Genomic DNA, 18,758 nt, shown 5'->3' on the forward strand with positions numbered 1-18,758 from the left:
GGTGTTATTTCATATAAAGAAAAATCAGCACACCCTTCGGTATGCTGATTTTTCTTTAAAAGCACTGAAATGATTGAATTTGTTCTAAATCAATTCCGAAGAATACCCAACGGTTTCTTCTCCAGCGATAACCTGCAACTGAATTGCGGCCGACAAAAACAGGATAGAACCAGAATGCATCGCGTCTTAACCATATATAAGTGAAGCGAAACAGACAGCCGCGAATTGCCCCGGGATCGATTGCAAACGTCTGGAATTGATTCTGCTGTGGGGTGAAGTTTGGTGGTGCAGAGGTGGGTGGTCCTTGTTGCTGCTGACCAGGGAATCCACCAGGTCCACCCGGAAACCCGCCTGGTCCACCAGGAGGTCCACCAGGGAATCCACCAGGCCCGCCAGGGAATCCTCCAGGTCCACCGGGGAATCCGCCTGGCGGACCACCAGGTGGCCCGCCAGGCGGTCCGAACGGTGGTCCTTGCTGCCCGCCACCCAAAAATTGTCCTAATAAAAATCCAGGTAAATTAAATTGTCTATCATCATCGTCATATGGGTAATGATTCATGATATTAGCCTCCTATTTGTACGATACACTTTACTATATGGTGAAAATGTCTAGATGGGGATTAATTTTCGAGAGAATGGGCGGGCTAAAAATATTTTAAAAACCGATTGACTCTCACGTTGCGTTATACTTTATATTTAATGTCAAGGAGGGATTTGGATGAAGGTAAAGGAAGTTGCTGACCTAGTCGGCATTAGTGTGCGCACACTCCATCATTATGATGAAATAGGTTTACTCATTCCAGAGGAAATAACAGAAGCAGGATATCGCGTCTACTCACAGGGAAATCTTCATGAGCTGCAGCAAATCTTATTTTTCCGTGAACTTGGCTTTCCTCTGAAAAAGATAAAAGAAATCATCCATGACCCAACTTTTAATAAAACAAATGCATTAGAGCTGCAAAGGGAAATGCTATTTAAAAAACAAAAGCAGCTTGAACAGCTAATCAAAACAATCGATAAAACATTGTTGAATATGAAAGGAGAAATAGAAATGTCAAATAAAGAAAAGTTTGCAGGGTTCGATTTCAGTAAAAAACCTTATGAAGAAGAAGCAAGGAAGCGCTGGGGAGATGAAGCAGTCGATGAATCAAATGCAAAGCTTAAAAGTAAATCAAAAATAGAGCTAAATAAGTTTGAAAGTCGTTTCAACGAAGTCTATCGCAATCTGGCTGAAATTCGCTACGAAGAGCCGGGTTCAGAAGAAGCACAAAAAAGAATTCATGAATGGTATAAGCTGCTCAATACATTAGGGAGTTACCCACCTGAAGTATTTAAAAACCTTGGCGAGATGTATGTAAGCGATGAACGTTTTACGAAGAACATTGATCAATTTGGTCAAGGCCTAGCAGTCTTCATGCGTGATGCCATGGCAATTTACGCTGATTGTCTAAGTGAATAAGAAATACATGTAAAACAGGGAGATAGTTATCTGCCCTGTTTTTTTATGTTGTGAAATATTGACGGGCATCAATTACTTATTGATTATCTCCAGCTATCATAAAATTATAGAGAAGCATAGAAATTAGAAGGAGGAAATGAAAATGATACGTTGGTTAAATAGACAAAAAACAAAAATAACAGCATTCTCAGCATTTTTACTTATTCTTGCATTGATAACACATTTTACTGGATATTCTACTTTAAAAACGATTGCTTTACTGACCGTGACAGTAATTGCAGGAATACCAATTTTTATCAAAGCATATCAGGCGCTCAGAATGAAAGTGTTCAGTATTGAATTGCTTGTAACTATCGCAGTAATCGGAGCACTATTTATCGGGGAACACGTCGAATCAGCGGTTGTCACTTTTCTGTTTTTATTTGGAGATTACCTCGAATTGCGCACATTAGAAAAGACGCGTTCTTCTTTGCGGGAACTTGCAGAAATGGCACCACAAGAGGCCGTTGTAATAAGGGGAGAGAGGAGGGTTACCATTCCAGCAGAAGAAGTAATTGTTGGTGATCGAGTGGTTATTCGTTCAGGTGGTAAAGTTCCAGTTGATGGCAGAATTGTATCTGGTCAGGCGTCCTTAAATGAAGCAGCAGTTACAGGGGAGTCTGTGCCAGCTGCGAAACAGGCAGAGGACCTCGTTTTCAGTGGCACAATTGTTGATCATGGCTTTATTGAAATTATCGCTGAAAGAGTCGGAGATGATACAACCTTTGCGAAGATTATCGAGCTTGTAGAAGAAGCACAGGAAACAAAATCAAAGACGGAAAAGTTTCTCGATAGGTTCGCGACAATTTATACACCATCTGTCGTTGGGCTATCGGTGCTTGTATATCTAGTGACAAGAGACTTGCATATAGCAATTACCTTTCTTGTAGTCGCATGTCCAGGTGCACTTGTCATCGGTGCTCCAGTATCTAATGTTGCAGGGATAGGGAATGGCGCAAAGAATGGTGTCTTGATTAAGGGCGGCGAAGTAATGGATAAGCTTTCTAAAGTAGATACATTAGTTTTTGATAAAACCGGAACACTTACAAAAGGAAAACCCGAAGTTACAGATATTAAGCCATTTGGACATTTCCATATAGATGAACTGTTAGAACTGGTTGCCCAAGCTGAAACAATATCTGAACATCACCTTGGTCAGACTATCGTGAAAGAGGCAAGAAGGAGAGATTTAAATTTAACGATTGAACCAGAGAACGGAGAAGTGATTAAGGGTAATGGCGTTCGAGCTGCAGTAGCGGGGAAAAAACTTGTAATCGGTAACCGTAAACTTATGGAATCAGCAGAAATTGCGATTCCAGCGAAGGTTGAAGCTTATGCAACACGACGAGAAAAGGCTGGGAACACCGCGGTTTTTGCAAGTGTCAACGGTGAAGTTGCCGGTATATTTTCTATTGCTGACCAAATCCGAGAAGATGCTGAAAGGGCAATTGCGGAAATGCGTAAAAATGGAATTAAAAAAATAGTTATGCTTACTGGAGATAATAGGCATACAGCAGAACTTGTTTCGAACGCTTTAGGACTCGATGAATTTCATGCAGAACTCTTACCGGAGGACAAGGCAGCACATGTGAAACAGCTAAAAGCTGAGGGTCACATTGTGGCAATGGCGGGGGACGGGATCAATGACGCTCCGGCAATTGCCACGGCTGATATCGGGCTTGCAATGGGGCGAGGCGGAACAGATATTTCTATGGAAACAGCAGATGTTGTTCTCATGGCGGATAAGCTCATGCAATTCTCACATGCTTACTCACTGTCAAAAGCCACCATTCGTAATATGAAGCAAAACACATTTTTTGCAGTAGGAACAGCCATCATCTTGTTAATTGGTGTACTAATGGGGACGGTTTATCTTGCATCAGGAATGTTCATCCATGAAGCGAGTGTCCTGCTTGTTATTTTAAACGCAATGCGCTTAATGCGATTTAATCATAAGACGATTCAACGAGAAAAAGAATTGCTAATGGCAGCTGCTTAAGTTATTGCGCCAAAATTGACGCAGGTCAATGAATAATATTATAAGGCAATTTATAATAAAAGTATAAATACCAAAGGAGAGGATATCTATGACAACAGTTAAATTTCAACTGGAGCCGCTGACTTGCCCATCATGTATAAAAAAGATTGAAACAAAGGTAGCTAAAATGCCGGGAGTAGAGGAAGCGAAAGTGCTTTTCAATTCAAGTAAAGTGAAAACTACTTTCAATGAAACTGATATTTCAGCAGAGGAAATTAAGGAAACGATTGAGAAACTTGGTTATAACGTATTGAATTAAACTTTTTATATAATTAATTTTAAAAAGGTGTGGCTGGCTACTATCATAATTGTAGTCAAACCACACCTTTTTTCTTAATGGAATATATTGGTACAGTAATGTACAAAATCTATTAGAATTAACCAACTAAAATGATAGTAACTTATAATAACAACTTTTTTGACTGATTTAGAGATAAAAAAACAATATTTTACAAGATTTTATGTCCAGAATCGATATAAGACTTTATTAATTTTTAAGAAAAATGGTATGATGGAAAGAATACAATAAAGGAGGGTATAGAGTGATAGAGAAAACAGTGAATAAAACCTCATTGCAAAACGATGTCAATATGCTTGGTAATATATTAGGTGAAATATTAGTCCTCCATGGTGGGAAAGATTTACTTAATAAAGTCGAAAGAATTAGAAAAATGACAAAGAGCATTCGTAAAGAATTCAACAGTGATATGTATACGGAGCTTAAAAAGGAAATCAGCGGCTTAGAATCGCCTATGAGACAACAAGTAATCCGCGCGTTTTCTGTTTATTTCCATTTGGTGAATGTTGCTGAACAAAACCACCGGATTAGACGCAGACGCCAATACTTGCTGGAGGAAGGGACAAGTCAAACACTCTCACTGGAACAGGCAGTCAGTAAAGTGAGAGAGTATTCTCTAAGTGAAGATGAGATTCAGAGTGTACTAGATGTTTTATCTATCGAGTTAATTATGACGGCTCATCCGACAGAAGCAACGAAGCGAACTGTTCTGGAAATTCAAAAGCGAATATCAGAAAATCTGAGAAAACTGGATAACCCGCTTATCACTCAGTGGGAAAAGGAAGCGATAACAGATAGTCTTTTTAATGAAGTTACCGCTTTATGGCATACTGATGAACTAAGGCATAGAAAGCCGGAAGTATTGGATGAAGTAAAAAATGGTCTTTATTACTTTAACCAAATACTTTTTGATACACTTCCAGATATCTTCTGGGAATTGGAAATGCAGCTGCAGGACCAAATATCAGAAAAGGACTGGCAAGTGCCCAACTTTATCCGTTTCGGCTCCTGGATTGGTGGAGACAGGGATGGTAATCCAAATGTTACCCCTGAAATTACCTGGACGACCCTAGAAATGCAACAGGAATTAATATTAAAAAAATATGAGGCTTCTGTCATTGAACTAATGAGACGGTTTAGTCAGTCTGCAGAACGCCAGCCTATTGAACAAGTATTTATAGATAAGGTAGAATCTGAGGAGAAAGCATACTTAGAAGAACAAGAGAAGTGGCGGGTCAAATCAGAAATCTATCGACGCAAGTTTGCAGTTATTTTAAAACGTTTACGTGAAAAAGGAAAGTCATCTTATGGGTATCAGCATGCAGATGAATTAGCGGCCGACCTTAAGGATATAAAGATAAATGTAGAAAAACATTTGCCAGAGAATAAAAAGCTGAAAACAATTCGAAAGTTAATTCGACAAGTGGAGATGTTTGGCTTCCACTTAGCAACCTTGGATATACGGAACCATAGTGGAGAACATGAAGCAGCAATCCACGAGATTTTGCAGAAAGTTCATCTCACAGATGATTATTCCAAACTTACCGAGACTGATAAGCAGAAATTACTGTATCAAGTTCTGGAAGATCCAAGACCGCTTCTTCTCACAAATGACAGGTATTCCAAAGCAACTCAAGATATAATGTGTGTTTTTAGAATGATAAAGAGAGCGCATAAGGAATTTGGAAAACGTGCAATTGAGGTATACTTAATCAGCATGACAGAAGCCCCAAGTGACCTTCTGGAAGTCATGGTTCTTGCAAAAGAAGTCGGAATATACCGGATTAATCAAGATGGAACAGTGGAAAGCGATCTTGACGTTGCACCACTTCTGGAAACCATAGATGATCTAAAAGCAGGACCAGAAATCATGAGAACTTTATTTGAAGCTGACGTATATCGCAAGCAGCTTGCAGCACGAAAAGACCATCAGGAAATTATGCTGGGCTATTCAGATGGAAGTAAAGACGGCGGCACATTAAGTGCAAATTGGGAACTCTTTAAAGCTCAAAAGGAAATTCACAGAATGGCAAGAAACTATGACATTCATTTGAAGTTCTTCCATGGTCGTGGTGGATCATTAGGCCGTGGTGGTGGTTCACTGCATACGAGCATTCTCTCGCAGCCAGCAGAGACTCTAGGTGATGGTGTGAAAATCACGGAACAGGGAGAAGTGCTTTCATCGAGATACTTACTTGAAGATATTGCCTACAGAAATTTAGAACAGGCAGCTTCTGCTCTATTTGAGTCCAGCGCCAGAGTCGCAAATGCATCCGACCAAATGGAGTTGCGTAAAGAAGAATGGGAAACAGCGATGGAAGTCATGTCAGAAAAATCCTTGGAAAAGTATCAATCACTTGTTTTCGGTGATCGTGATTTTCTGACGTATTTTAATCAAGCGACACCATTAACAGAGTTGGATGCCTTAAATATTGGCTCACGGCCAATGAGCAGAAAGAACAGCCAGCGTTTTGAGGACTTACGGGCTATTCCATGGGTATTTGCTTGGACGCAGTCTAGACACCTGCTCCCAGCTTGGTATGCTGCAGGGACAGGATTACAAGCTTTCATTGATCAGAACGAAAAAAATCTGCATATCTTGCAAACGATGTATAAAGAGTGGTCCTTCTTCCATGCGACCATCAATAATCTGCAAATGGCCTTATTGACAGCAGATATGGGGAGCGCGAAAGAGTATTTGGAATTAGTAGAAGATCCACAAATAGCGAGAAGGATATTTGAAAATATTGTCGATGAATACGAGCGGACAAAAGCAGCACTGCTGCAGATTTCCGGTAATGAAGCATTACTCAGTCATTCGCCAAATATTAAAGAGTCTGTTCATCTTCGTAACCCATACGTTGATCCACTCAATATCCTGCAAGTCGACTTGATCCGTAAATTAAGAGAAACACCAAATCCCTCTGAAGAGTTGGAAACCGATGTGCTGCTGACAATCAATGGGGTAGCTGCGGGACTAGTTAATACTGGTTGATTACGTAGATAAGTGAAAATTACAGCCAGCTGGTCTGTTCCATTTAACAGCCAGCTGGCTTTTTATTATGGTTTTAGCGACTAAAGACTTTTGGCCGGAAATGTACAAATCAGGGAATTACACTATCATCCTTTTCGACAACCTTTATCAACAGGGTGACATTCTAATAAAAAAGCTCCTGCAGATCAACTCGCTGGAGCTTTTTTGCTGCGATTATTTATAACAAGCCATAAATCTTCACTTATCGTCATTTCCCGGGAAATATCATCAAACAAATCCTCTGCCAGAGAATATATAAAGATTCAAACCGGAAATTTACGGCAATGTTTGAACCAGGCTACTTATAAAACGACAAGATCTATTTCCTGTAAATTTATTCTTATTCCCAGCATGAAATGTAAGGGATAATTACTGTCTTTAAGTTTACTCCAAGCAATGGTAGCTAATTAACTTGTTTCAAAATATGAAAAGAAGGAAATATAACTAGTAGCGATTAAACAAAGAGAGGGATAAAAGTGGTTAAGAAAATTTTATTAGTTGCTATTTATGAGGATCTACTCACTTCTTTAGGTTCTTATCAAGCGGGCGGCCAGAATGATTATATAAAACAGCTTATATATGCAATGAGCAGAAAATCATACAAAGTGGATGTTCTAACCCATTGGTCTAACCCAACTGACCCATCGATGGAGATAATTAACGATAATCTAAGGGTAATTAGAGTTTCAACAGATAAATTGCAGTTTGTTCCAAAAGATGAAATGTATTATTTACTGCCCGACTTTTACCAGGAACTTAATAAAAAATTAGATTTGAATACTTATGATATCATCCATACTGATTATTGGTTATCGGGAATTTTAGGACATATTATAAAAAAGGATTTTAATTTATCATGGATACATACAAGTCATTCATTAGGGAAGCTAAAAGCGAAGGAAATTGGAAGGTTTAATAAATTAAGAGTTAGAGCTGAGAGTATTATATTTAGTAATGCAGACTCCGTTATAGTGACAACTGAGGATGAGAAACAAGCGATCCGCAATCACTATAATCTTGAAGCGAAGATTGCAGTTATACCAAGAGGTGTAGACAGCATATTCTTTATACCTTCAACTACCAGCCTAATTCCCGGAAAATACTTTTTATATACTGGAAGGTTAGAGGATGATAAAGGAATACAAACCTTAATAGACGCATTTAAAAAGATGCAATTGAAGACTGAAAACGATATAAAGTTAGTTATCGCTGGTGGCGGTTCAAGGAATAAAGGTGATTTTTATATACCAGAGAAAGTAAAAAGATATATTAAAGGAATGGAAGATAATATTATCTTTACTGGGAGATTACCTCAGAGGGAATTAATGAAAATATATTCTCATGCTCTAGCAACAATCGTACCTTCGTATGATGAATCCTTCGGTATGGCGGCAGCAGAGTCACAAGCAACAGGTGTCCCGGTTTTAGCAACAAAAGTGGGCAGATTGCAGGAAGCTGTAATAGATGAGGTAACTGGGTATTTATTTGATAAAAAAGATACGAATTACTTATCCGACTTAATGTTAAAAATGTATGAGAACGATTTTGTGCGCGGAAAACTAGGTAAACAAGCTAGAGAATATGCTAAAAACAATTTTAATTGGGATAGAATAACCAATCGAATAACTTTATTGTATAAGGAGTTAACTAACGAGTATGAAAGAGAAGTACATCTTAGCAACTGATTTAGATGGTACGCTCGTGGGAAATACATCAGCTGTTCAAGAATTATTTCAGTATTTCAACAAGCGGCATACTAAACTTAAATTAGTTTATATAACGGGCAGACATATCACATCTGCCCTGCAATTAATTAGAAAAGAAAAGTTACCAACACCGAATATATTAATTTGTGATCTAGGGAGCTCGATTTATTTACAATCGGGGACTGATGAATTTATAGAAGATAAAGAATGGAAGAAGAAAATGAATACAAATTGGTCTCCTTCATCTGTTATAAGAGTAGTGAAAAAGCTAGGGCTACAACTGCAATCAGGAATATCTCATACAAAAAGAATTTCCCTGCATGTAACTTGCGAGCAAGAGATAAAGGATTTGTTTCACGCATTAATACAACGTAACATAGCTCATAATGGTATATACAGTTCGGGAAAAGGTCTGGATATATTGCCTGAAAACAGTGGAAAAGGAGAGGCCTTGACCTTTGTTAGTCAAGTCCATATTCCTGTGTAAATTCACTATTCCTCTTTGATAGTCTTTAACCAGGTTATATATTAAATTTTATTTGTTTGGAAAGGGTACCCTTTCCAAACAAATAAAATTTTCGCGCGCGTTTTGGTGGGGGCGATTTACTTGTAAAGCACTTTTTTCTTTTGTTCGGCCACATCATAGTCCATCAAAATGGAACCAATTAGCCTGAATGCAGATTGATTATTCGGAAAAATACGAATGACCCGTTCCCTTCTTCGTACTTCCTGATTTAAACGTTCTAGAGAGTTGGTGGACCTTATAAATTTATGCCGTATATGAGGCTCAGCTAGATATTGGATGGTATCTTCAAAGCCATTCTCTAAGGTCTTAATAGCTTTTTCTAATTTAGGATTGTCTTCATATTTCTTGATGAATGCATCCTTTAGGTTACGTGCTTCTGATTGACTGGCAGCATCATAGATTCGTTTGAAATCACTCTTCGCCTCCTGCATACCTTTTTTTGGCATTGCATCCAGCACATTCCGTTTAAAATGAACTGTACAACGTTGCCAAGACGTGCCAACAAATACCCTTTGAATGGCTTTTCTAAGACCTTCATGGGCATCCGAAATAACCATTTTTGGTGCCTGTAGACCACGTTTAGTTAATCGGGACAGGAAATCTTTCCAGGCTTCGTAGTTCTCTTCATGATCTACGTTAAAACCAAGCACATGCCTCTTTCCGTCTTCCCCAATAGCCGTTGCGATATAGACAGCTTTGGAGACCACTCTTTCATGTTCTCTAACCTTGATATACATGGCATCTACAAATACATAAGGGTAATAGATGTCACCAAGAGAACGATCGGCCCATTCTTCCACGACAGGATCAAGCTTATCCGTTAGAGAAGAGACAAAAGATTTAGAAACACTTTCACCGCACAGTTGTTGGACCACGTTCGTCACTTTTCGTGTGGATACACCATTCACAACCATTTCAACCAAAGCCAATAGAAAACTTTGGTCGCTGCGTTCGTACTTTTCAAAGGCAGTTGTATGAAACTCTCCACTTCGCGTGCGAGGAACCCGTAAAGGAACGTTACCTATGTTCATAAGAAATTCCCGTTCGTAATAGCCATTTCGGTAGTCACGACGCTCAGCGGAACGTTCATAAGATTGGGCATTCAAATAGTCCGACTGTTCCTGTTTCATGTATTCATTTAGAATCAGAACCATCGTTGATTTTAGAATATCATCAAGACTAGATTCTAGGATTTTCTCTTTTAAATCATCAAAATTTAGGGTAAACTGAATGTGAGTCATTATTAATTCCTCCTTGAATTGTTTTTGTGGTTAAAAACATTGTATCAAAGGAATTAATATGGCTCATTTTTTATGTCTTGAGTCTTTATCAATTTACACAATTATAAGGGCTTAATCCCTTTGTTTTACAGAAGTATTTTAAATACATTCAATCCGTATTGGTTGCAGGGAATTCAGGAAATGATTTAGATATGCTTTGTTTAGGGTATCCAAGTGTTATTGTAGGGAACGCGGAAAAAGAACTGCAAGAAGTAAATAACTTACCATTGCTTTACAAGGCAAGATCACCCTATGCAAGAGGGATTAAAGAAGGGTGGGAGTTCTTTTTTTAAAGATTGATGCTGCAATGTAGAGAGAACTGTATTTCCTTTTATGGGAGTGTAAAATAAACTGTGTAAGTGAGAGAGCGTACGGCTCTTACTTCGCAGTTTACTTTTTTATTGTTAGAATAAATATATGACGATTGGGAGGTTATTCTATTGACTAAGTCGAATCGAAATCAGAAATCAGCTGAATTAGCGAAACAGATTCTAGAAAACTACCAACCAGAGACCGTAGAAGATATGCAGAACGCACTCAAAGATATATTTGGACCAATGTTTGAAACAATGTTAAAGGGTGAGATGAACCACCATTTAGGCTATGAAGCAAACAATAAAGAAGAAAAACAAACAGAAAACAGACGAAATGGTTATGGGAAGAAAACCATTAAAACAAGCTCGGGTGAAGTAGATATCAAAGTGCCAAGAGATCGTGATGGTTCCTTTCGTCCTAAACTGATTCCAAAGAGAAAAAAGGATGTCTCTGCGATCGAAAACAAAGTAATTTCCATGTATGCACGCGGGATGTCACAGCGAGATATTTCGTCAACCATTGAGGACATCTATGGATTTTCAGTATCTCATGAAATGGTCTCAGATATCACCGACCAAGTCCTTCCAGATCTAGAGGAATGGCAGGCTCGTCCTTTAAGTAACTGTTATGCGTTTGTTTTTGTGGATTGTATGTACACGACGATTCGTAATCAGTATGAGACAAGGAAATATGCCGTCTACACCATTTTAGGATATACCATAGAGGGCAATAAAGAAATTCTCGGGTTATGGCTCAACGAAACGGAAAGTAAGCATAAATGGATGCAGATTTTCGATGAGATAAAAGCTAGAGGTGTCGAAGATATTTTCTTTATATCGATGGATGGCGTGAGTGGCTTAGAGGAGGGTGCACAAGCTATTTTCCCTAAAGTCATTATTCAACGCTGCATCGTTCACTTGATTCGTAATTCCATTAAATATGTTCCAAGCAAAGATTATAAAGCTTTCACTCAAGCATTAAAGAAAGTATATAGTGCCCCCAGCTTAAAGGCCTGTATCAGTGCCTTTGAATCATTTAAACAACAATGGGCCACCTATTCAGGGGCCATTGATGTATGGACGAGGAACTTTAGCCATGTGGAACAACTTTATGATTACGGAAGTGCCATACGAAAGATTATGTATACCACAAATGCGGTAGAGAGTATCCATTCCAGCTTTCGGAAAGTAACCAAAAAAGGGGCATTCCCGAATGAGAACGCCCTCTTGAAAGTATTATATCTGCGTGTGAAAGAACTTGAAACCAAATGGGAAGGTGGCTACATTCAAAACTGGGCAATGGTTATGAACCAGCTTCTTCTTCATGATGAACTGAAAGATAGAGTGTTAAAGTACCTTGAGTAAATAGGCACTTACACACTTTATTTGACAAGCCCCCTTTTATTAAAAGAAAGCGGCCAATTTTGGCCGCTTTCTATATGTTAATAGAGCACTGTTTAATTATCGTTTTCATTCCGATTATTTGCTCTAGCTCTTCCGCCTTTTCGACCAGCTTCTTCTTGACTCATTTTATTGGAATTATTAGTGGACTGCTTTGCTCTTGCCTCTCCACCTTTTTGACCAATTTCTTCATAGAATTCTTCGTCATGATTTTTCGCAGTTGCTTCTCCGCCCTTTTGGCCAATCTCTTGATAAAATTCCTTATCATGATTTTCCGCAGTGGTTTCTCCACCTTTTTGACCAATCTCTTCATAGAACTCTTTATCATGATTTCTTGAAGTAGCTTCTCCGCCTTTTCGGCCAGCTTCTTCTACGGTCATTTTCTTTTCATTGTTTTGTTTATTACGTGCCATCATACATTCCTCCTATAAATATGAGTAGTATTATCTGCAGTTTTTAGTGACAATGATGAGAACCTAATTCGTTTAAATCACTATATAGAAGTTACTATATTCTAATGGGTAACTGCATAACAAGTTGTGAAGTCCACCCCCCGTTTATTCATAATATCTTGCTTACAAGGGGTTTTCCCGTTCATATTAACAATAAACATAGAATATTATTATCATGCCTGAGACAGGCAAACAACATACGATAGATATAGATAAATCTCATATTTAGGAATGAAAAAACACCTGCAAATCCTAGATTTGCAGGTGTTTTATAGTGGAGCATAGGGGGCTCGAACCCCTGACCTCTTGCGTGCCACGCAAGCACTCTCCCAGCTGAGCTAATGCCCCATAATATAATTAGATACAATAAGAATTATAGTATCAAAGTATAAAAAGTTCAAGTGTAATGCTGCTGAATTGCCCTGCACGAAAGTATTTTAAAATTATAATGGGAAAATTAGGGACAAATAACTCTTTTGATAAAACTCTGGGTGGAAAAGACTATAAATAGTTTAAATTTACAAAAAATTAATGGCAACTTTACTATCTGCATGTAATATTAATATGAAACCCTAATATAGGGAATATAAAAAAATGGAGGAGAAAGATGAAAAATTCAATAGTGCGGAAAGCATGCTGTCTCTTACTTATTTTATCTCTTGTATTTATGAATTTTACTGGGGCGTTTGCTGCAATCGCAGCAGCAGAAAGCGAAGTTACTGCTGAAGAGCTATTCATTTCAGAATATATTGAAGGAAGCTCATACAATAAGGCGATTGAAGTTTACAATGGAACAGGCAGTACGGTAGATCTGGCAGAGTATCAATTGGCGCTCTACTCAAATGGGGCTTCCACAGCAACGCAAACCATAACATTGACGGGAACATTAGAACATGGTGATGTATTCGTTGTCGCTCATAGCAGTGCAGATGCTGCGATTCTTGCTGTATCTGATATGACGAATAATGCTGTTGTTAATTTTAATGGTGATGATGCTATTTCTTTAAATAAAAGTGGTGAGATTCTTGATGTAGTTGGTGAGATTGGTGTCCGGGATAATTTCGGGCAAGATGTAACATTAGTCCGCATTGCTGATGTTATCGCACCGAATACAATTTACAATCTTTCGGAATGGGATAACTATGCTTCCAATACATTTGCATATTTAGGCGGTCATATAATGGATGGTGCTAATCATCCCGAAGAACCAGGGGATCCAGAATCAGATATGTATGCAATCGAGGAAGCTCGCAGCCTTCCAGACGGGACAACAGTACAAATAGAAGGAATTATAACTGCAGATAATCGTGCATTAAGTATTGGTTCGCAGTTTTCAACGTATATTCAGGATGATACGGCAGGAATCAATCTGTTCGCTTATACGCAAGGTGAACTTCCTGATGTGGTTAAAGGAGACAAGGTTATTGTTAGTGGTGAACTCGCTTCGTATAAAGGTTTGAAGGAGGTCGTTCCTGCATCAGTGGAAGTTGTTGCAAAGAACCAGAAGCTTCCGGAACCACAGCAAATTACACTAGAAGATTTACAAAATCCACAAGTTGCTGAGGGCTATGAGGGTCAGCGTGTTCAGCTGCAAGGTTATATCAACAGCGTACCAGAGAGTCCAGCAGGTGGCGGCTACAATGTATCTGTTATTGATGGTGACTTTAATGGGACTACACTTCGTGTGATGGAGAATGCCCTGGATATCGCGAAAATTGAAGAAGGGTTCTGGTATAATCTGACTGCGATTGTCAGCCAATATGATACATATCAGCTCATTCCTGCAGAACAAGCTGATATCGTAAAAAGTGAAGAGCAGCCAGAACCGCCATCTTCAGCAGGTTATTATGAAGCAACAGTCGCGACGATAACAGATGGTGATACGATTCGCATCCAGGATCCTGTTTTTGGAGAAACGCGTATTCGTTTTCTGAACATGGATACTGCTGAAACCTATGCAGCTAAAAACAAAGATCCCAATAGAACGGAAATTAATGAAAACCAGAAGTATTATGGAGATTTAGCAACAGAATATATCTCATCATTAATTCAGCCGGGTGATGAAATTTATCTGAAAGTTGGTGATGAACCAACAGATGATTACGGCAGGATTTTAGCTGAGGTTATTCGCAAGGAAGATAATCTTAATATTAACCTTGAAATGGTGCGGGCAGGATATGCATCAACATATTTCCTTGCACCAATTGACGAGGAAGCATATCCGCAGTATCAGGAATCTGTAAAAGCAGCGAAGGATCAAAAATTGGGTATCTGGAACGCTGAAAACCCATTATTGGAACTGCCTTTTGCATTCCGGGCAAATGACGATCAAAAAGGCTTCCTGCGCTATGTAGGAAACTCCGAATCGATGGAATATGTTGTTCCGGATGAATGGGAAAGTGTACCAGTAGAGAAACGTATTTTCTTTGCAAGTGAAGAGGAAGCTGAATCCCATGGTTTCAGCCCAGCTAAAACAGAAGAGCAGCCAGATGAAGACTTGCTGGAAGTTCAAATTTTGAGTATGAATGATCTTCATGGGAAAATTGATCAGCAATACAGCTTGGATCCATATAATACTGGTGTCTCTGAAATGTATGGCCGCATGGATTATACAACAGCAGCAATGAAGGAACGTCAAGCTGAGAATGAAAATACGCTAATTGTCCATGCAGGTGATATGATTGGTGGCAGTTCTCCAATCTCTGGCCTGTTGCAGGATGAACCAACAGTTGAAATAATGGAAGAGATTGGATTTGATGTAGGTACCGTTGGCAATCATGAATTTGATGAAGGATTGGAAGAACTGCTTCGTATGGTTGAAGGGGGAGAACATCCAGAAGAAAAGGGGACAGAGGGCTATGATGGCATGGACTTCCCTGTTCTCTGTGCAAATTGTGTACTTGATGATACTGGAGAAGAATTTCTGCCACCTTACCATATCGAGGAAGTTGATGGTGTAGAGATTGGGTTTATTGGTGTGAACACAGTTGAAACAGTAAATATGGTTATGCCAGCTTCACTAGAAGGTGTACGTTTTACAGATGAAACAGAAGCGGTAAATGAAGCAGCTGCTGAACTGTCTGCACAGGGTGTTGAGGCAATTATAGTTCTTGCTCATATGGCAGCCACACAAACTGGTCAAGAAGCTACAGGAGCAGCAGCAAATCTAGCTAGAGAAATTGATGATGCAGTTGATGTTATCTTCGCTGCACATAACCACGCTGTTGTCGATGCAGTCGTTGATAATAAGCTGATTGTCCAAGCGTCAGAATATGGTAAAGCATTTGGTGATGTCGACCTGGTAATTGATCGTAACACGGGAGATATTGTTGAGAAAGAAGCTGAGATTGTTTTTGTAAATCAAAATGAGTTTACACCTGATGCTAATGTCGCAGCAATACTTGAAAAATATGAAAATCGCATTGCACCAATTATCAATGAAGTAATAGGGTATAATGCACAGGATTTAGTTGGCAGCTATACGAATGAAGGAGACCATGGTCTTGGTAATTTAATTGCAGATGGTATGAACTGGGCAATGGATAGTGACTTTGCCATGATGAATGGTGGCGGTATCCGTGATTCTCTGCTTGCTGGCGAGATTACATGGGGTAACTTATATAATATTCAGCCGTTTGGCAATACATTGATGACAGTGGAAATAAAAGGTGCAGACCTTTATCCAATCATTAATGAACAGCTTTCTTCAGTTTATGGACCAGACTATAGTATAAGTGGTCTGCATTATACATGGAATCCAGAGAGGAGTGAAGCAGTAGACATTACATTCCCTGATGGCACACCAATTGATCCGGAAGCAACCTATATATTGACAGTGAATAATTACATGGGAACCTCGGAAGGGCCAATTAAAGAACTTGGTCAAAATCCGACCATGGGACCTGTAGATGTGGATGCGACAGTAGACTTTGTTGAACATTTAAATAGCTCTGCAGAAAATCCGATTGTATATGGTTCAGAAGGCAGGATTACGGAAACAGATAAACTTCCTGGAGAAGAACCAGAAGAGTCAAACTATGTTGATATTGAACCAAAGAAAAATAATGGAACAGCAACTATCCATACAAAAGATCTGGATCGAGTGCAGGACGGGGACCATGTTCGCATCAATATTTATAACAAAAAGAAACCTCGTGATTTATTGCTGAATAAGAAACAGGTTGATATTTTAAAATCAAAGAATGTAATTCTTACAGTGACAGACGGAGAGAAATCTGTAACTATTGATATGATAAATGTAAAAAGTAAGGTGCTTAAAGTAAGATTATAAACCTAAGTTAAAATAAATTAGAACAATTTGCACCCCCAATGAAAAAGGACTCAGCCAATGAAGGCTGGGTCCTTCTTTAGGTAAGAAATACTTCACTAAACGAAGAGACTCCTATAGAATAAAGACATATCTTTAACGGATTTAAATCTTAAGGAGGTATTCGTAATGAATCCTTTGAATAAACATGATATAAATAAAATAGCTAATCGTGAAGCGTTAATCGGAGTTGGACTTGCACTGTTTAATTTTATTTGGTGGTTTGGCTTTGCTTATGGCCTTGGGAGCAAGGATCCTTCAGAGTATTCTTTTGTATTTGGATTGCCTGCATGGTTTTTTTATAGCTGTGTTGCGGGTTTTATTGTAATGGCAGTACTAGTTATTATTGTAGTAAAAAAATTCTTTGTAGATGTGCCAATTGAAGATGAGGAGAACCACGAATGATGAACTGGCAAGCGATTATTCCATTATTAATTTTCTTAGCAATTATAAGTATAATAGGGATTTGGGCAAGTAAATATGTGAGGACAACCAATTCTTTTCTTCAGGAGTATTTTCTAGGTGGAAGAAGTCTTGGTGGCTTCGTGCTCGCGATGACAATGGTTACAACATATGGAAGTGCAAGCAGCTTCCTGAGTGGACCGGGTGCAGCATACAATGAAGGACTTGGCTGGGTGCTGCTGTCCATGTCACAGCTTGTCACTGGTTACTTTGTATTAATGATTTTAGGAAAAAAGTTTGCTATTGTTACTAGAAAATATAAAGCAGTTACCATTGTTGATTTTCTGAAAGAAAGGTATCAATCAAAATGGGTTGTTATTCTGTCTGCCCTAAGTATTCTATTATTTCTTTTTGCTGCAATGTCGGCACAGTGGATTGGCGGCGGCAGGCTGATTCAATCTTTAACAGGACTTTCTTATTTATCTTCATTACTAATTTTTTCAATTTCAATTCTTGTCTATGTCATTATTGGCGGCTTCCGTTCCATTGCACTAACCGATGCGATACAAGGGATTGTGATGGTATTCGGAACATTGATTTTGCTGATTGGTGTCATCATCGCCGGTGGAGGACTCCCACAGATTATTTCCGATATGGCTGCGGAGAATCCAAATCTCATTACGCCGTTCGGTGCTGAAGGAACACTTACGCCTGCATATGTATCCTCCTTTTGGGTGCTAGTTGGGGTCGGTGTTGTAGCTTTACCGCAAATCGCAGTAAGAACGATGTCCTATAAAAATTCACGCTCGATGCATAGAGCAATTATTATTAGTACACTTGTTGTAGGATTTATTATGCTAAATATGCATTTAATTGGTGCACTTTCTCGCCCTGTTCTTCCAGGCATTGAGGTAGGAGATACCGTTATGCCTCTTGTCGCTCAAGAAGTATTGCCAAATTGGCTAACGGGAATTGTACTTGCTGCACCGATGGCAGCAATTATGACCACTGTAAACTCCTTGCTGTTATTAGTAAGCTCAACAATTGTTAAGGATGTCTATTTAAACTATATTGAACCAAAAGCTGAAGAGAAAAGGGTGCGTTCATTGAGTATGGGAATCACTGCACTCCTTGGAATTATTGTTGTTTTACTGTCCTTGAATCCGCCTGATCTCATTATCTGGCTCAATCTATTTTCAATGGGGGGATTAGAAGCTGCGTTCATTTGGCCAATTGTTCTTGGACTGTATTGGAATAAAGGCAATAAATATGGAGCTTTAACCTCTATGATTATTGGGGCAGGCAGTTATATTGTTTTTGAAAACTTCTACCCGCAGCCATTTGGAATGCACTCCGTTGTTACGGCTATTGTACTCTCACTTATGGGCTACGTCCTGACAAGCTTAGCTACAAATAGAACAATCAGCAGATAACCGACTATCTCGTTTTTCAGCCTTTGGACGGAGGACACTTCAATCGCTG

13 protein-coding genes, 1 tRNA gene and 1 pseudogene are annotated in these 18,758 nt (G+C 39.0%); 11 read left to right on the forward strand and 4 right to left on the reverse strand.

Features of this window, described 5'->3' with window-relative positions; genetic code table 11:
• Positions 1–55: 55 nt before the first annotated feature.
• Positions 56–559: a hypothetical protein gene (locus tag NST93_RS16740; RefSeq protein ID WP_405099005.1), complete on the reverse strand. Its 504-nt coding sequence runs from the start codon at positions 557–559 to the stop codon at positions 56–58.
• Between the two features lie 153 nt (positions 560–712).
• Here NST93_RS16740 and NST93_RS16745 point away from each other — a divergent pair, with 153 nt between their 5' ends.
• The 6 genes from NST93_RS16745 to NST93_RS16770 all read left to right on the forward strand — a co-directional run bounded on the left by NST93_RS16745 (position 713) and on the right by NST93_RS16770 (position 9,061).
• Positions 713–1,459, forward strand: coding sequence for a MerR family transcriptional regulator (locus NST93_RS16745; protein WP_405103927.1), 747 nt, complete (start codon positions 713–715; stop codon positions 1,457–1,459).
• Between the two features lie 142 nt (positions 1,460–1,601).
• The gene (locus NST93_RS16750; RefSeq protein WP_405099007.1) at positions 1,602–3,497 is read left to right on the forward strand and encodes a heavy metal translocating P-type ATPase; all 1,896 of its coding nucleotides are present in this window, start codon (positions 1,602–1,604) and stop codon (positions 3,495–3,497) included.
• An 88-nt stretch (positions 3,498–3,585) separates the two neighbouring features.
• A complete protein-coding gene (locus tag NST93_RS16755; protein ID WP_405099009.1) occupies positions 3,586–3,795 on the forward strand; it encodes a heavy-metal-associated domain-containing protein in 210 nt (69 codons plus the stop codon).
• A gap of 283 nt (positions 3,796–4,078) precedes the next feature.
• A complete protein-coding gene (gene ppc, locus NST93_RS16760) occupies positions 4,079–6,829 on the forward strand; it encodes a phosphoenolpyruvate carboxylase (protein ID WP_405099011.1) in 2,751 nt (916 codons plus the stop codon).
• Between the two features lie 515 nt (positions 6,830–7,344).
• Positions 7,345–8,553 carry a glycosyltransferase gene (locus NST93_RS16765; protein WP_405099013.1) on the forward strand — a complete coding sequence of 403 codons (1,209 nt, stop codon included), beginning with the start codon at positions 7,345–7,347 and terminating at the stop codon, positions 8,551–8,553.
• Entirely contained in the window at positions 8,525–9,061 is a 537-nt protein-coding gene (locus NST93_RS16770; RefSeq protein WP_405099015.1) for an HAD-IIB family hydrolase, read from the forward strand. The genes NST93_RS16765 and NST93_RS16770 overlap by 29 nt, the downstream gene beginning before the upstream one ends.
• A 116-nt stretch (positions 9,062–9,177) precedes the next feature.
• Here NST93_RS16770 and NST93_RS16775 read toward each other — a convergent pair whose 3' ends face one another.
• Entirely contained in the window at positions 9,178–10,341 is a 1,164-nt protein-coding gene (locus tag NST93_RS16775; protein WP_405097210.1) for an IS256 family transposase, read from the reverse strand.
• Positions 10,342–10,481: 140 nt separating this feature from the next.
• On the opposite strand from NST93_RS16775, the pseudogene NST93_RS16780 reads away from it, so the two are divergent.
• Together NST93_RS16780 and NST93_RS16785 are read left to right on the forward strand one after the other, a co-directional pair.
• Positions 10,482–10,673 (forward strand): annotated as a pseudogene (locus NST93_RS16780) (HAD family hydrolase); the annotation flags it as partial.
• A gap of 141 nt (positions 10,674–10,814) precedes the next feature.
• Positions 10,815–12,059, forward strand: coding sequence for an IS256 family transposase (locus NST93_RS16785; RefSeq protein WP_405103929.1), 1,245 nt, complete (start codon positions 10,815–10,817; stop codon positions 12,057–12,059).
• 92 nt (positions 12,060–12,151) lie between these two features.
• Here NST93_RS16785 and NST93_RS16790 read toward each other — a convergent pair whose 3' ends face one another.
• Positions 12,152–12,508, reverse strand: a complete 357-nt coding sequence (locus NST93_RS16790; protein ID WP_405099017.1) for a KGG domain-containing protein — start codon at positions 12,506–12,508, stop codon at positions 12,152–12,154.
• Between the two features lie 314 nt (positions 12,509–12,822).
• A tRNA-Ala gene (locus NST93_RS16795) sits at positions 12,823–12,895 on the reverse strand.
• 259 nt (positions 12,896–13,154) lie between these two features.
• Between NST93_RS16795 and NST93_RS16800 the strand changes: the two genes are divergently transcribed.
• The 3 genes from NST93_RS16800 to panF all read left to right on the forward strand — a co-directional run bounded on the left by NST93_RS16800 (position 13,155) and on the right by panF (position 18,709).
• A complete protein-coding gene (locus NST93_RS16800; RefSeq protein WP_405099018.1) occupies positions 13,155–16,838 on the forward strand; it encodes a 5'-nucleotidase C-terminal domain-containing protein in 3,684 nt (1,227 codons plus the stop codon).
• A gap of 165 nt (positions 16,839–17,003) precedes the next feature.
• Positions 17,004–17,279 carry a YhdT family protein gene (locus tag NST93_RS16805; RefSeq protein WP_405099020.1) on the forward strand — a complete coding sequence of 92 codons (276 nt, stop codon included), beginning with the start codon at positions 17,004–17,006 and terminating at the stop codon, positions 17,277–17,279.
• Positions 17,279–18,709: a sodium/pantothenate symporter gene (gene panF / locus NST93_RS16810; RefSeq protein WP_405103931.1), complete on the forward strand. Its 1,431-nt coding sequence runs from the start codon at positions 17,279–17,281 to the stop codon at positions 18,707–18,709. The genes NST93_RS16805 and panF overlap by 1 nt, the downstream gene beginning before the upstream one ends.
• Positions 18,710–18,758 lie beyond the last annotated feature (49 nt).

This window comes from Oceanobacillus sp. FSL H7-0719, assembly GCF_045040795.1.
Classification (GTDB): domain Bacteria; phylum Bacillota; class Bacilli; order Bacillales; family Amphibacillaceae; genus Oceanobacillus.

Bases quoted from the DNA above. Each gene is read 5' to 3' on its own strand.
- NST93_RS16740 (WP_405099005.1), bottom strand. From the start codon at position 559: ATGAATCATTACCCATATGACGATGATGATAGACAATTTAATTTACCT.
- NST93_RS16750 (WP_405099007.1), top strand. From the start codon at position 1,602: ATGATACGTTGGTTAAATAGACAAAAAACAAAAATAACAGCATTCTCA.
- NST93_RS16755 (WP_405099009.1), top strand. From the start codon at position 3,586: ATGACAACAGTTAAATTTCAACTGGAGCCGCTGACTTGCCCATCATGT.
- NST93_RS16770 (WP_405099015.1), top strand. From the start codon at position 8,525: ATGAAAGAGAAGTACATCTTAGCAACTGATTTAGATGGTACGCTCGTG.
- NST93_RS16775 (WP_405097210.1), bottom strand. From the start codon at position 10,341: ATGACTCACATTCAGTTTACCCTAAATTTTGATGATTTAAAAGAGAAA.
- NST93_RS16790 (WP_405099017.1), bottom strand. From the start codon at position 12,508: ATGGCACGTAATAAACAAAACAATGAAAAGAAAATGACCGTAGAAGAA.
- NST93_RS16800 (WP_405099018.1), top strand. From the start codon at position 13,155: ATGAAAAATTCAATAGTGCGGAAAGCATGCTGTCTCTTACTTATTTTA.
- NST93_RS16805 (WP_405099020.1), top strand. From the start codon at position 17,004: ATGAATCCTTTGAATAAACATGATATAAATAAAATAGCTAATCGTGAA.
- panF (WP_405103931.1), top strand. From the start codon at position 17,279: ATGAACTGGCAAGCGATTATTCCATTATTAATTTTCTTAGCAATTATA.